Below are 14,334 nucleotides of genomic sequence, written 5' to 3' on the forward strand. Positions count from 1 at the left end.
TCAGTAGTGTACGGATTTCACTGTATCGATTTTATTTATTATCGACCTTAGTGTGATGTGTGCGAATGAATGCTGCTAGATTAGCTTCATCAGTGTTGTAAGGGTTGTCTATCATAGGGATATGCTTAAAGCGTCGATAACCCCACATATAATGACTGTAATTGTCTTCAATCATACGTTGCATTGCTAGATTGAGTGCATAAGCTGCTGTTTTAGTATTGCGATCATATAATGCTGGGTCATCGAGTTTATAGCAATAAATATCAAAGCCATGCCCGTCGTCGCGGCGAATACATACCAATCCGACCAGTGCGCATTTGGTTTTACTAGCAAGTTTGGAGGCGAGAGTACTGGTCAACGTTTCAATGCCAAAAAAAGGCACGATGACACCGCCTGATGGGTCAGGAACGTGGTCAGGTAAGACAATACTAAAACCACCTTGTTTGAGTGTTTTAAATACTGCTTTTACACCGCTACCATCCGTCGGTACTAATGTCGCATTGAGGCGGGCACGACCTTGCAATATAAAATTGTTGGTAATGTCACCTTTTACGGGCTTATACATGATGGTTGGCGAGCCAAATTGATTGAGCCAAGCATTCATCATCTCCCACGTACCCAAATGCGGTACGATCGCGAGCATGCCGTTAGGACTAGCAAGTCCATCAAGTAAAATATCTTTATTATGAACGTCACGAATTTGAGTGATACTCCAATCAGGTGGCATCGCCCAGGTTTTGATTGACTCAATGCTGGTTAAACATTGATGATAGATAATCTCTTTGGTTAATGCTTGTTTTTGCAGGTGAGATAACGTAGGGGCAATCAGTGCCATATTGATTTTAACCGTGCGCATGATACTAGCGCTTGGCATCCTTAAGATTATCCACGCAACAAAACGTGCCAGCATCTGCAAGACAGACAGTGGCACGATTTTGAAAATATGATACGGATTCATGACCATTCACACAGTGATGAATCACATAACAAGCACTGTAAAAAATAGCTTCGCATGATCAGACTATTTATTCAGCAGACTTACTGGTGTCAGCTTGTACTTTTTCACGGACACGGATACCAAGCTCACGTAGCTGCTTGGTATTTACCTCAGCCGGTGCTTGTGTCAATGGACATTCAGCAGTTTTGGTTTTTGGGAAGGCAATCACGTCACGGATAGAGCTTGCGCCTACCATAAGCATGATTAAGCGATCCAAACCAAATGCCAAGCCACCATGTGGCGGCGCACCAAATTTTAACGCATCAAGCAAGAAGCCGAATTTGTCTTCTGCTTCCTGATCATCAATACCCAATGCTTCAAATACGGCTGTTTGCATCTCAAGTGTATTGATACGTAAACTACCACCACCCACTTCAGTACCGTTTAATACCATATCATAAGCGATAGAAAGGGCAGATTCAGGATTGGTTTTTAATTCTTCAACCGAACCTTTTGGCTTAGTAAATGGATGATGCATTGAGGTCCAGCGACCATCTTCAGTTTCTTCAAACATCGGAAAGTCAGTTACCCAAAGTGGGGCCCACTCACAAGTGGTCATTTCTAAATCTAAACCAATCTTTTGACGTAGGGCGCCGATGGCATCATTGACCACACTGGCTTTATCCGCACCAAAAAAGATAATATCGTTGCTTTCTGCACCAGTACGCTCAATCAGGCTGACCAATACATCATCAGTCATATTCTTAATGATAGGAGACTGTAGACCAGATTCTTTATCCACGCCGTTATTGATGTTGCTGGCATCGTTGACTTTAATATAAGCCAAACCACGTGCACCATAGATACCAACGAATTTGGTATACGCATCAATTTGCTTGCGGCTTAATGAAGCACCACCTGGTATACGTAGGGCAGCAACGCGACCTTTAGGATCGTTGGCAGGACCGGCAAACACTTTAAAATCAACGTCTTTCATTAAGTCTGCGACGTCAATCAATTTAAGCGGAATACGTAGGTCAGGCTTGTCTGAAGCATAATCACGCATGGCTTCAGCATAAGTCATACGTGGGAACTGTTCAAATTCAACGTCCATCATTGTCTTAAAGACATGCTTAATCAGACCTTCGTTGATATTCATGATTTCTTCTTCATTTAAGAAAGAAGTCTCAATATCGACTTGGGTAAATTCAGGCTGACGATCAGCACGTAAATCTTCATCACGGAAGCACTTAGCGATTTGATAATAGCGGTCAAAACCTGCGACCATCAATAACTGTTTAAACAGCTGTGGCGACTGCGGTAAGGCAAAGAAGTTACCCGGACGCGTACGTGAAGGCACAAGATAATCACGAGCACCTTCTGGCGTTGCACGAGTCAAGATAGGGGTTTCTACGTCTAAAAAGCCATGATCATCTAAATAACGACGAATCGCTGAGGTGGCTTTCGCACGGAATACCATACGATCTTGCATTTGTGGACGGCGCATATCAAGATAGCGATATTTGAGACGCAAATCTTCTGAGACCGTACTTTTCTCATCATTCAATGGGAATGGCGGAGTTTCAGACTTTGCAAGCACTTCGATTTCTTTCGCCAACAGCTCGATGTGACCACTGGTCATGTTCGCGTTTTCAGTACCCGCGTAGCGTTGACGGACACGACCTGTAATTTTTATTACATATTCAGGACGTACTGCATCAGCAATAGCAAACGCTTCTGGGGTATCAGGATCGACAACGACCTGCAAGATACCAGCGCGGTCACGCATGTCTAAGAAAATCACGCCACCGTGATCGCGACGACGATGTACCCAGCCTACGACACTAATGGTTTGCTCAATTAAGCTTTCGGTTACGGCTCCGCAATATTCGTCTCGGTATTCGCTATGCGTCATAATATAATTATCCAGTTGTCAGCCCAATTCGAAATACAATAATGCAGCCATCGTTACGCTTCTTTTAGATAATAACTAGTTTAGTTAAAAGAAGCGCAAACAACGCGATTAAGACAAATAGTCATCACGTTGGCTACAGAAAATTTGGTGTAAACGTATATTATGCCTAATCTGCCTTTGTTATACAACCGAATCAGCCCAATCAAAGCTCAGTAAAGATGGCTATAAGCCGTATTTATGCCGTAACAATTGCATTAGGTTAAATATTGTTCCTCTGCTTGAAAAGATAAGCGCGCGTGCGCATATCAGCCTAACTTATAAAATTACACTAAGACCGTCTTAATCATTTAAGGAATCGCACTCATGCTTTTTAATCCCTCTAAAAACCCTGTTGAGCTAAGAGTTATCCATCTGAATAAAAACCAAGAGCAACGCCGTGAAGACCTGATGGAGGCGACTCAAGGTAAAGCTGCCCTCAAACAATTCAAAAAAGCACTGGCTAAAAAAGCAAAACAAGCCCTAAAAGCGAAAACCAAAAATAAGAAAAAAAATAGCGATAGCAAGCAACAAGTTTTTGTACTCGACTTTGATGGTGATATCAAAGCCACTGCTGTTAAACACCTGCGTGAAGAGATTAGCACGCTAATAAGCACGGCGAATAAAGGCGATGAAGTGGTGGTGCGTTTAGAGTCTGGTGGGGGCGTAGTACACGGTTATGGTTTAGCCGCCGCACAATTGGCTCGTCTAAAAGATGCTGGTTTGAAACTCACCGTCTGCGTTGATAAGGTTGCAGCTAGTGGTGGCTATATGATGGCCTGCGTAGCGGATAATATTGTGGCGGCACCATTTGCCATTATTGGCTCTATCGGTGTGGTATCACAACTGCCCAATTTCCATAAATGGCTCAAAAACCATGATGTCGATTATGAGATGTTTACGGCTGGTGATTACAAACGTACCGTGACTGTATTTGGTGAAAATGACGACGAAGATCGTGCCAAATATCAAGAAGAGCTAGAGCAAACCCATGAGTTGTTCAAGCACTTTGTCAATCGTTACCGCGGTATGCTTGATGTAGATAAAGTCGCAACAGGCGAACATTGGTATGGTGAAGATGCCCTGCATTTGAACTTGGTAGATAAATTACAGACATCAGACAGCTATCTATTAGAGCGTATGGAAAATAACGAAGTGTACGCGCTGCATTCACGTCAAAAGCCAACGCTTGCAGAAAAGCTAGGTCTGTCACAAGCTGCAGAAGCGACCGTCAGCATGGCGGTTGATAAGCTGCCAGAGGCACTAGCACGATTTGACTTTAATAGTCGTTTAAATATCTTAAAGTAGTTTTAAGTTTTAAAAGGCTAGTGCATAGCTGATCTTTAAAGTTCTAACCTGAATTCGTGCATTGTTTGTATTTTGTAAAAGGCGTGTCCTAACGGGTCGCGCCTTTTTGCTGTTTAAAAATAATCGCTGTGTTATAAATGGTAAATACGATACAGAGTTTACGTACGTACACTATGAAGTTTTTTATAAAAATGTGATTGAGATAATTAATAAGGATAGGGAAATCATTATGTCTAGCAATGCCTTGATGTTTACAGCGACAGAACATGGTCAAGCCATGCATGCCCAAGTACAAGCATTTATCGAAACCCATATTGAGCCCATTGAAGCGCAGTTTTGGGCAGATTGTCATCAGCAAAATCCTGATGGTAATTGGAAAAATTGGCAGTGGCCAGAAAAGTATGAGAACTTACGTAAGCAAGCACGTGAAGCCGGTTTATGGAATTTATTTTTGCCGGATGACATCCTAGGTGCTGGCCTTTCGGTTACCGATTATGCACCGATTGCAGAGTTGACAGGCCGCAGTTTACTAGCACCTTATGTATTTAACTGCAATGCCCCTGATAGTGGCAATATGGAGCTGTTGTGGCGTTATGGTACACAAGAGCAGCAAGATAAGTGGCTGACGCCAATCTTGGAAGGTAAAACGCGTTCGGTATTTTGTATGACTGAGCCTGAGGTGGCATCCAGTGATGCGACCAACATGCAGGCGACTGCGGTTGTCGATGGCGATGAGATTATTATCAATGGTAGTAAATGGTGGTCGTCCGGTCTTGGCGACCCAGCAGTTGATATTTTGATTGTGATGGCATACACCCCTGATGAAACTAAAGACCGTCATCATCAGCATTCGATGGTATTGGTTCCAGCAAAAACTGCAGGCGTTAATATCGAGCGCATGCTAAAAGTATTTGGCGATTATGATGCACCGCACGGGCATGGTGAGGTCAGCTTTAATGATGTACGTGTACCTGTGAGCCACTTTATCGGTGGCCCAGGTATGGGCTTTGAGATTGCGCAAGGTCGCCTAGGGCCAGGTCGCATTCATCATTGCATGCGTTGTATTGGGGCCGCTGAAAAGTCGCTAGAGCTGGCTGTAAAACGCGGTATGGAGCGTACGGCTTTTGGTAAGCCATTGCTACAACTGGGTGGTAACTTTGAGCGTATTGCTGAAGCACGTATTAAGATTGACCAAGCCCGTTTGCTGACTCTATATGCCGCACAAAAAATGGACGCGCAAGGCACCAAAGCAGCATTGACTGAAATCTCTGCCATTAAAGTCGTCGCACCGACAGTCTTACAAGAAGTGGTTGATATGGCGATTCAAATTCATGGTGGCATGGGCGTTTGCCAAGATACGATGCTGCCGAGTTTCTTTGCTCAAGCACGAGCGCTGCGCTTAGCCGATGGTCCTGATGAAGTGCATAAAACCATGATTGCGAAACTTGAGCTAAAGCGTCAAGGTTTTAGTCGTTCGTCGAAACCTGCTAAATCTTAAGGTAACTTAGATTTGTATCTATAACTAATACAAAACAAGCTCAATGGCGACCATAACCATAAATCCACTATCAATCATTTGATAGTGGATTCTTCACCCCTAAATAATCAATAAAAATAACTGCCCACACGATAAGGAACATCTTATGGCAACTGCTAATCAGAGCAATACTACGGATAAAGAAGTAGCTAATAAAATCTTAGATAAAGGCGGCGAGGTTCGTGAGGGTGAAGAGCTTGACGCCAAAGCGGTTAGTAACTGGCTACGCGCCCAAGGAATCGATGTAGCAGGTGAGCCAACGGTTACCCAATTCTCAGGCGGAGCATCAAACTGGACTTATCGCCTGCAATATGAAGGCGAAGGTAACGCTGAAAGTAAGAGCCAAGATTTAATCTTACGCCGTCCGCCAAAAGGCACTAAAGCCAAATCAGCACATGATATGGTGCGCGAATACACTGTCCAAAAATCCTTAAAGGATGCTTATCCTTATGTACCTAAAATGGTCGCGCTATGTACGGATGAGTCCGTCATCGGTGCCGATTTCTATGTCATGGAGCGTATGGAAGGTATCATTCCTCGTGCCAATTTGCCAAAAGGGATTGATTTAAACGAAGAGCAAACGCGTGCATTATGTACCAATGTTATCGATGCTTTGGTTGAGCTGCACCAAGTAGATTATAAAGCGCATCCTGATTTAGTGAATCTTGGGCGTGGCGAAGGTTATTGCGAGCGCCAAGTAACAGGTTGGGATAAGCGTTATGTCAAAGCCAAAACACCTAACGTCCCAAGTTTTGCATTGGTACGTCAATGGCTTGGCAAGCATACGCCTGCTGATAGTAAGACTTGCTTGATTCACAATGATTGGCGTTTTGACAATGTCATTTTAGATGCCGCAGATCCAACTAAGGTTATCGGTGTACTTGATTGGGAAATGGCCACCTTGGGTGATCCTTTGATGGATTTGGGTAGCGCCTTGGCTTACTGGATTGAAGAAGATGATAACATCATCATGCAGCAGTCACGCCGTCAGCCCACGCATTTAGAAGGGATGATGACTCGCGATGAGGTGGTTGCTTATTATCTTGAGCAGACAGGTCTAGAGATAGACAACTGGACGTTTTATGAGGTGTTTGGTTTATTCCGTCTAGCAGGTATTGTCCAGCAAATTTATTACCGCTACTATCATAAACAAACGACCAATCCGGCATTTAAGAATTTTTGGCTTATCGTTCATGTATTGCATGCAAAATCTCTGAAGTTGATAGCACAGTATGAAGGTGAGGCGTTATTTAATACTCATGTGCAGCCGCATTTGCAAGATATGGGCGTCGATGCTGCCACCATTGAGCAATTACCAGCGCCTGTACAAAAAGTTATTAAAGGTATTTTACCAAAAGGCTATTTTGCTAAGTCGCCGTAATCAAAAGCTGAGTAATTTTTTAGCAAGTAAAATTTTTGAAATCAGCATATTGAAACTATGATAAAAGGCAGTATTTTATGACAACCATTCTTCTGGCACGTCATGGCCAGGCATCCTTTGGACAAGAAAATTACGATCAGCTGTCAGAGCTAGGTGGTATCCAAGCGCAAATGCTCGGCCAGCATTATGCAACGACCCAGCGCCGAATCGATGCTATTTTTACGGGGAGTTTGGTCAGGCAACAAGATTCTGCACATCATTTTTGGCAGCGTTATCAGTCATTTGCTGATACCGATAGCTCTAACAAGCCTGCAATCGATATGAGTGCGCCGGATAGCTATGTACTGCCACAATTTGATGAATTTAATCATAAAGATGTTTTTGTTAAATCAGATCCAGCATTCAGCACTCGAGCATCAATTGCAGCTGAGATTGCTAAAGCGGATGTACCGATGACACGTTTGGCTGAGTTATTTGATAACGCGATGCAGCGCTGGCATGGCGGTGATTATGATCAAGATTATATAGAAAGCTGGTCACAGTTTAATGAGCGAGCTAAGCAAGCGCTTGAGCAAATACGTATACAGGTGACAACGCTAAATTTAAATCGTGATAGTACGGTATTGGTATTTACTTCAGGCGGTGTGATTGCGGCTATTACATCGCAACTCTTGCAACAAGGCAGTCAAACTGCGTATCAAATCAATAAAAGCTTGGTTAATACGGGCGTGACATCTATTACTTTAAAAGAGCAGAATTCACGTTTACTATCATTAAATGAGTATAGTCATTTATTCGCTGATGGTAAGCGTTTTGTGACATGGCGATAAGTCATGATTGGTTGCTAAAACCTTGTTATAGAAAGTCTGTAGTGGCTGGCTATTAGCGCAGATAACACCAAAGCCAGATAGACAGTTGGAAGTGTTTACGTTATCTTGAGGTTATCATTGATACATAAGAGAATGTCCATGCAAAATAAATTACTGAGCCTAGTGGCAAAAAAAGTTGCCAAAAGTAAAAATCAATTATTTGGCGCGGTCCAACCAGCACGTTATTTAAAAGGTTTAAATAAGCAGCAGATTGGTCGTGGCAAAACAGTTTTAATCACGGGTGCCAGCTCAGGGTTGGGCGAGGGCATGGCGAGATTGTTTGCTAAGCTTGGATACAACCTTGCTATTTGTGCGCGTCGTACGGATCGTTTGGACAGTCTACAAATAGAGCTGATGGCACAATATCCTGATATTCGTATCGAGTATCGAGTGTTAGACGTTAGTGATTATAATGCGATTTTTGAAGTGTTTGATGCCTTCACGGCTGACTTTGGTCATATTGATCGTGTCGTGGTAAATGCAGGCATTGGCGAGAGTCGCCGTATTGGTAAAGGACGCTTTGATACCAACCGCCGTACGGTTGAAGTTAACTTTATCTCAGCGCTCGCGCAGTGTGAAGCGGCGATGAGTATCTTTCGCGCACAAAATAGGGGCCATTTGGTCGTGATATCTAGTATGTCAGCGATGCGTGGATTACCTAAGCACTTGACTGCCTATGGTGCGAGTAAAGCAGGTTTGGCACATTTGGCAGAGGGTATCCGTGCTGATATGCTATTGACCAAACTGCCGATCAAAGTCTCTACTATTTATCCAGGCTATATCCGTACTGAAATCAATGAAAATGCCAAGCCATTACCGTTTGAAGTAGATGCAGATACGGGCACCAAATCCATCGTTGCAGCGATTGAAGCTGAGGTTGATGAAGCTTGTGTACCCAGTCTACCATGGTCTATCGTCGGTCAAGCAATGAAGCACTTGCCATTGCAGGTGGTCAATAAAGTCAGTTAGTACAAGCGACATTAATAATATCAAGACCAATAAAAGAATCCCTCTATATGCTGATATAGAGGGATTCTTTTATTGGTCTTAATGTGTACAGATTTTAGAAGTTATAACATTTGAGGGTTATCTGCCATGTGTTTTTCACGCAGTTTTTGACGCAATATTTTACCCACATTACTCTTTGGCAACTCACTCACAAATTCGATATGACGCGGGCATTTGTAGCCAGTCAAATTGTCCAAGGCAAATTCTTTAATATCACTCTTGGTAACATTGTTATCAGCAGGAACGATATAAATTTTGACCGCTTCGCCTTGATGCTCATCAGAAATGCCAATCACTGCGCAATCAATAATACCTTTGCAATCTAGCATAACTGACTCAATCTCATTCGGAAAGACGTTAAATCCTGATACCAAAATCATGTCTTTTTTGCGATCAAGTAAAGTGATATAGCCTTTTTCGTCCATACTAATGATATCACCAGTACGGAAGTAACCCTCTTTAGTAAAGTCGTTGGTGTTGTCTTTATTAAAATAGCCTGAGGTGATATTTGGTCCCTTAATGCACATTTCACCAGACTGATTAAAACCTACGGTCTCGCCATTATCATCGACCACAATTACATCGACACTAGGTACAGGAATGCCAATAGTGCCATTGAACTTGCGATCAGTAATGACGTTAGCAGTACCTGCTGCAACCCCTTCAGTCATACCCCAACCCTCAACCATCGGGCAACCAGTGACTTCTAACCAGCGCGCTGCCGTCTGCTCAGTCGCTGCCATACCGCCTGCTTGTGAGATACGTAATGCGCTAAAATCTAAGTTTTTAAAGGTTGGTTGATCAAGTAGCCCTTTAAACAAGGTATTGACGGCAGGAAAAATATGGAAGGGCTGTTTTGATAAGGTTTTGACAAATCCAGGCATGTCTCGTGGATTAGGTATTAATATAAAAGTATAACCCGAACGCATACCTAGCAAGCTCAGCATAAAGGCAAATATATGATATAGCGGCAATGCCATCACCATATTAATGTACACCTCATTAATTTCAGAGGTAACAGGGCGATACCATGCTTCTGATTGCATGGCAGCAGCGACAACGTTACGCTGGGTTAAAATAGCGCCTTTAGATAGGCCTGTTGTACCGCCGGTATATTGTAAAATAGCTTTTTGTTGCAGTGAGGTTTTTGGTGTTTGAAAAGGCAGGTTTTTGCCTTTTTTAAGCACATCAGGGAATTTGGTAACATTATACTTAGGGTCATTCAGGTTGTACTTAGGCACTAAGCGTTTGACCTGACGAATAACGGTGTTGACCAAAATACCCTTTAGTCCCATCATGTCGCCCATTTTCGATAGGACAATACGTTTGATGTTCGTCTCTTCAATGACTTGCTCAAGTGCTTGAGCAAAGTTATCGACGACAAAAATAACCTGAGCGCCTGAATCATTGAGTTGATGACGTAGCTCACGACCAGTGTATAGTGGGTTGATAGGAGTGCAAACATAGCCGGCGCGTAATATACCGATCATCGTCGGTAAGTATTGCGGTACATTTGGCATCATGACTGCCACTACGCTACCTTTGGGGATATCTTGTGCTTGCAACCAAGCAGCGACAGCAAGAGACGCTTTGTCCACGTCTCCATAAGTATGAGAAACGCCCATACAGATGGTCATAGGATGCATACGGAAGCGGTCAAAACACTCTTCATACAACTCGATGAGACTTTCATACTGATCAGGATTAATAGTCTTGGGTACGTTTGCTGGATATTGAGCAAGCCAAGGTTTATCTGTTGTCATACTAAGCGTCCTTAAATTTGCGATCAGTTAAGGCTCTATACAAAAGTAGTCACATCCATGTCAACAATACGAGTCATCACCAGTTAGGCGGTGGATTGTCGAGTGCTATCCCATTTATTCACAAACTGCTAAAATACGGCGGCCTTTATACAAGGTGATTGAACTAAAAATTCATTTAACCACACAGAAAACTCATCTGAATGGATTAAATGGCTGGTTTGTAATTATTTTTGAAAAATGTACTGCTGTTTAAGGTCAATTAATTGACCTCAGTTAAATATATTACTGACTCAATGTTATAAACAATAGCGTAACATATTTTGGCAATACATTAACATAAGTGTAATTGAGTAAGTTATTGCTATAAAAGAACTTGAGAGTTTGTCGTTATACTTGATATATTGAAAAATATATGTTGCAACTAAGAATAGTGAAGCGATTGCAGAGATAAGATAGCATATTAAAAATGCTAATAAAGTTTAAAATTGATCGATGGTATGGTTAATAAAAAAGCGCCTTGCATCTAATGCAAGGCGCTCTTGACAATTAAAAGACCGCTTTAATTATAGTTGAGGATTGTCTATCATATGCTTCTCGCGAAGTTTTTGACGTAATACTTTACCGACGTTACTTTTTGGTAGCTCAGTAACAAACTCGATATGACGTGGGCATTTATAACCAGTCATATTGTCTAAAGCAAACTCTTTAATAGAGTTTTTGGTGACATTGTTATCAGCAGGGACAACATAGATTTTGACCGCTTCACCTTGATTCTCATCAGGGATACCGATGACAGCACAATCGATAATGCCATCACAATCAAGCATGACCGACTCGATCTCATTTGGAAATACATTAAATCCTGACACCAAAATCATGTCTTTTTTACGGTCTAATAGTCTAAAGTAGCCTTTCTCGTCCATGCTGACGATATCGCCAGTGCGAAAGTAGCCATCTTTGGTAAAGTCATCACTACTGTCTCTATTTAGATAACCTGAGGTGACGTTAGGTCCTTTGACACACATCTCGCCTGCTTGATTGGCACCGACAGGGTTGCCCTCGTCATCGATAATAATGACATCAACACTAGGGACAGGGACGCCAATCGTACCATTAAACTTGCGATCAGTGATGACGTTGGCAGTACCAACAGCAACCCCTTCCGTCATTCCCCAACCTTCAATCATAGCGCAGCCTGTCGTCTCAAGCCAGCGTCTTGCTGTTTGCTCAGTCGCTGCCATGCCGCCTGCTTGTGAGATGCGTAATGAGCTAAAATCTAGATTTTTAAAGTTCGGATTGTCGAGTAAGCCTTTAAATAAGGTATTGACCGCAGGGAAAATATGGAAGGGCTGTTTTGATAACGTCTTAACAAAGCCTGGTATATCACGCGGGTTAGGAACCAATATAAAGGTGTAACCTGCACGCATACCCAGTGAGCTCAGCATAAAGGCAAAAATATGATACAGCGGCAGTGCCATCACCATATTGATATATACCTCATTAATCTCTGAGGTAATAGGGCGAGTCCAAGCTTCTGACTGCATCGCGCCTGCGACAATATTACGCTGAGATAAAATAGCGCCTTTAGAAAGCCCTGTTGTACCACCTGTATATTGCAAAAAGGCGGTTTGACTCAAAGACAGTTTTGGCTTTTGGAACGGCAGGTTTTTGCCTTTCTTGAGCACATCAGGGAACTTAGTGACGTCGTATTTTGGGTCATTCAGATTATACTTGGGTACCAAGCGTTTGACCTGACGGATAATGGTGTTGACCAATATACCTTTTAGACCCATCATATCGCCCATTTTTGATAGGACAATGTGTTTGATGTGGGTTTCTTCAATGACCTGCTCAAGTGCTTGGGCAAAGTTATCGACGACAAAAATAACCTGAGCGCCAGAGTCATTCAATTGATGGCGTAGCTCGCGACCAGTATACAGAGGATTTACGGGTGTACAGATATAACCGGCGCGCAAAATACCAATCATCGTTGGCAAGTATTGCGGCACGTTTGGCATCATAAGCGCGACTACGCTACCTTGAGGCAGACCTTTTGCCTGTAACCATGCAGCAACCGCGATAGAAGCTTTATCGACATCGTCGTAGGTATGAGTAACGCCCATACAGATGGTCATAGGATGCATGCGAAAGCGATCGAAGCACTCTTCATATAGCTCCATGATACTGCTATATTTGTCTGGATCAATCGTCTTTGGCACACCAATAGGGTAATTTGCAAGCCAAGGTTTATTTGGCATCATAGTCAGCGTCCTTGAAATATGAGAGAGGTTAAATGTTGCTAGCTAAGCAGTCAGATCCTTGTCAATAACAAAACAGCGCTGACATAAAAGCGATCGCTGAATTTAATAATATCCTTATCCATTGACAGACTGCTGGTGTTATTGGGTTATTTGGCATCAGTAAATGGTAAAAAATAAGTGTTTAATTAAGAAGCTATTTGAGTAATCTTAAAAAATTAGCTGAATTAATTTTTTCTACCAACCATCTACCACAAAAAAATAATATATCAAATATATAATGATACATTTAAGCAATACGTTAGCATGAATCTAGGCTAAGGCACTATGATGATAAGAGTACTGCTCAGTACAGGAAATATCCTTATAAATGAATATATAGAAAGGTCTATACCCCGCTCAATGTAAAAATGATACAGCGAGGCTGGAATAAATGTTTTGCAGTCCTTGTAGGCATAGCATGCTTCACAGGGGCTACGAAAAGTCTATAGCAGTAGAGCTGTATCGGTTTTAAATCAAATCGATTCTATATATCATACGAAAAGAGAAGATGACTAATTACTGTCGTAGGAAAAACAGATTTTTCTAAAGATATTTAAGAAATCAATTATTATAGAAGCTACTTATTGTATTCTGAAATTGCTTGCTCAATAGCAACACGCAATTTTTTTGGCACACGAATAGGGCGCATTGGCGCGGTATTTGAGATGGTTTTATTTGACGCATCATTCTCTATAGCATCCGGTGTGATTTGATTTTGTACACAGGCAACAACGATTTTAGTGCTGCTTAGCAAAACCGCTTTTACATTGTCAGCAGTGTTCTCTTGAGAGGGCTGACGATAAATGCTTTGATAAAATACAATGCTGGCAGGTTTTATCTCAACGTTATCAATGCGTACATTAATGACCTCATCTAATAAAATTGCGCGCTTATATTGCAAGTCCGCTTGAGTGACGACGAAATGCTGAATCTGACCGTCATTGGTCTCTAAAAAATAACCATTTAAGCCCAATTGAGTAAACCAATCGCGGCGGCAGTTTTCAAAGAACACTAAGTGATTGGCATGATAGACTATACCGCCAGCATCAGTATGATTGATGTAGACATTATAGTTGGTCGCAAATAACGGCGTAATTATGTGAGGTTTTGATACGGCAGTTGGGTTCTTATCAGTTGTTTTTGTCATAATAATGCTCAATAGATTTTTAATAATAGGGTGTTATAAGTTGTTTAAATGCCGCTGCTTGATAAGCATGATTTAATAAAAAGTAGGATAGTCAATAAGAATGGCTTGATAGCATGTTTTGATAAAATGACAC

10 protein-coding genes are annotated in these 14,334 nt (G+C 42.1%); 5 read left to right on the plus strand and 5 right to left on the minus strand.

What is annotated here, in order from left to right; genetic code table 11:
* Positions 1-31: 31 nt before the first annotated feature.
* Positions 32-958, minus strand: coding sequence for a lysophospholipid acyltransferase family protein (locus VLA57_RS09870; protein ID WP_133104245.1), 927 nt, complete (start codon positions 956-958; stop codon positions 32-34).
* A 67-nt stretch (positions 959-1,025) separates the two neighbouring features.
* A complete protein-coding gene (gene aspS, locus VLA57_RS09875) occupies positions 1,026-2,852 on the minus strand; it encodes an aspartate--tRNA ligase (protein WP_133104246.1) in 1,827 nt (608 codons plus the stop codon).
* Positions 2,853-3,215: 363 nt separating this feature from the next.
* On the opposite strand from aspS, the gene sohB reads away from it, so the two are divergent.
* From sohB to VLA57_RS09900, 5 genes are all read left to right on the plus strand, one after another.
* A complete protein-coding gene (gene sohB / locus VLA57_RS09880) occupies positions 3,216-4,196 on the plus strand; it encodes a protease SohB (protein ID WP_133104247.1) in 981 nt (326 codons plus the stop codon).
* Positions 4,197-4,443: 247 nt separating this feature from the next.
* The gene (locus tag VLA57_RS09885) at positions 4,444-5,694 is read left to right on the plus strand and encodes an acyl-CoA dehydrogenase family protein (protein ID WP_333954895.1); all 1,251 of its coding nucleotides are present in this window, start codon (positions 4,444-4,446) and stop codon (positions 5,692-5,694) included.
* Positions 5,695-5,839: 145 nt separating this feature from the next.
* Positions 5,840-7,114, plus strand: coding sequence for a phosphotransferase family protein (locus tag VLA57_RS09890; protein WP_133104249.1), 1,275 nt, complete (start codon positions 5,840-5,842; stop codon positions 7,112-7,114).
* A 77-nt stretch (positions 7,115-7,191) separates the two neighbouring features.
* Positions 7,192-7,944 carry a histidine phosphatase family protein gene (locus VLA57_RS09895; RefSeq protein ID WP_133104250.1) on the plus strand — a complete coding sequence of 251 codons (753 nt, stop codon included), beginning with the start codon at positions 7,192-7,194 and terminating at the stop codon, positions 7,942-7,944.
* 138 nt (positions 7,945-8,082) lie between these two features.
* Positions 8,083-8,952: an SDR family oxidoreductase gene (locus tag VLA57_RS09900; RefSeq protein WP_133104251.1), complete on the plus strand. Its 870-nt coding sequence runs from the start codon at positions 8,083-8,085 to the stop codon at positions 8,950-8,952.
* A gap of 101 nt (positions 8,953-9,053) precedes the next feature.
* Here the strand turns inward: VLA57_RS09900 and VLA57_RS09905 are convergent, their stop codons facing one another.
* The 3 genes from VLA57_RS09905 to VLA57_RS09915 form a co-directional block, all read right to left on the minus strand.
* The gene (locus VLA57_RS09905; RefSeq protein WP_020443391.1) at positions 9,054-10,754 is read right to left on the minus strand and encodes a long-chain-fatty-acid--CoA ligase; all 1,701 of its coding nucleotides are present in this window, start codon (positions 10,752-10,754) and stop codon (positions 9,054-9,056) included.
* 563 nt (positions 10,755-11,317) lie between these two features.
* Positions 11,318-13,015: an AMP-binding protein gene (locus VLA57_RS09910; protein ID WP_133104252.1), complete on the minus strand. Its 1,698-nt coding sequence runs from the start codon at positions 13,013-13,015 to the stop codon at positions 11,318-11,320.
* Positions 13,016-13,631: 616 nt separating this feature from the next.
* A complete protein-coding gene (locus VLA57_RS09915) occupies positions 13,632-14,201 on the minus strand; it encodes a thioesterase family protein (protein ID WP_020443393.1) in 570 nt (189 codons plus the stop codon).
* Between the last annotated feature and the right edge of the window lie 133 nt (positions 14,202-14,334).

It is taken from the genome of Psychrobacter sp. S4(2024) (assembly GCF_036861305.1).
Classification (GTDB): Bacteria; Pseudomonadota; Gammaproteobacteria; order Pseudomonadales; family Moraxellaceae; genus Psychrobacter; species Psychrobacter cryohalolentis.

Excerpts from the sequence above, each read along its gene's own strand:
- VLA57_RS09870 (WP_133104245.1), bottom strand. The coding sequence starts at position 958 with ATGAATCCGTATCATATTTTCAAAATCGTGCCACTGTCTGTCTTGCAG.
- aspS (WP_133104246.1), bottom strand. The coding sequence starts at position 2,852 with ATGACGCATAGCGAATACCGAGACGAATATTGCGGAGCCGTAACCGAA.
- sohB (WP_133104247.1), top strand. The coding sequence starts at position 3,216 with ATGCTTTTTAATCCCTCTAAAAACCCTGTTGAGCTAAGAGTTATCCAT.
- VLA57_RS09885 (WP_333954895.1), top strand. The coding sequence starts at position 4,444 with ATGTTTACAGCGACAGAACATGGTCAAGCCATGCATGCCCAAGTACAA.
- VLA57_RS09890 (WP_133104249.1), top strand. The coding sequence starts at position 5,840 with ATGGCAACTGCTAATCAGAGCAATACTACGGATAAAGAAGTAGCTAAT.
- VLA57_RS09895 (WP_133104250.1), top strand. The coding sequence starts at position 7,192 with ATGACAACCATTCTTCTGGCACGTCATGGCCAGGCATCCTTTGGACAA.
- VLA57_RS09900 (WP_133104251.1), top strand. The coding sequence starts at position 8,083 with ATGCAAAATAAATTACTGAGCCTAGTGGCAAAAAAAGTTGCCAAAAGT.
- VLA57_RS09905 (WP_020443391.1), bottom strand. The coding sequence starts at position 10,754 with ATGACAACAGATAAACCTTGGCTTGCTCAATATCCAGCAAACGTACCC.
- VLA57_RS09910 (WP_133104252.1), bottom strand. The coding sequence starts at position 13,015 with ATGATGCCAAATAAACCTTGGCTTGCAAATTACCCTATTGGTGTGCCA.
- VLA57_RS09915 (WP_020443393.1), bottom strand. The coding sequence starts at position 14,201 with ATGACAAAAACAACTGATAAGAACCCAACTGCCGTATCAAAACCTCAC.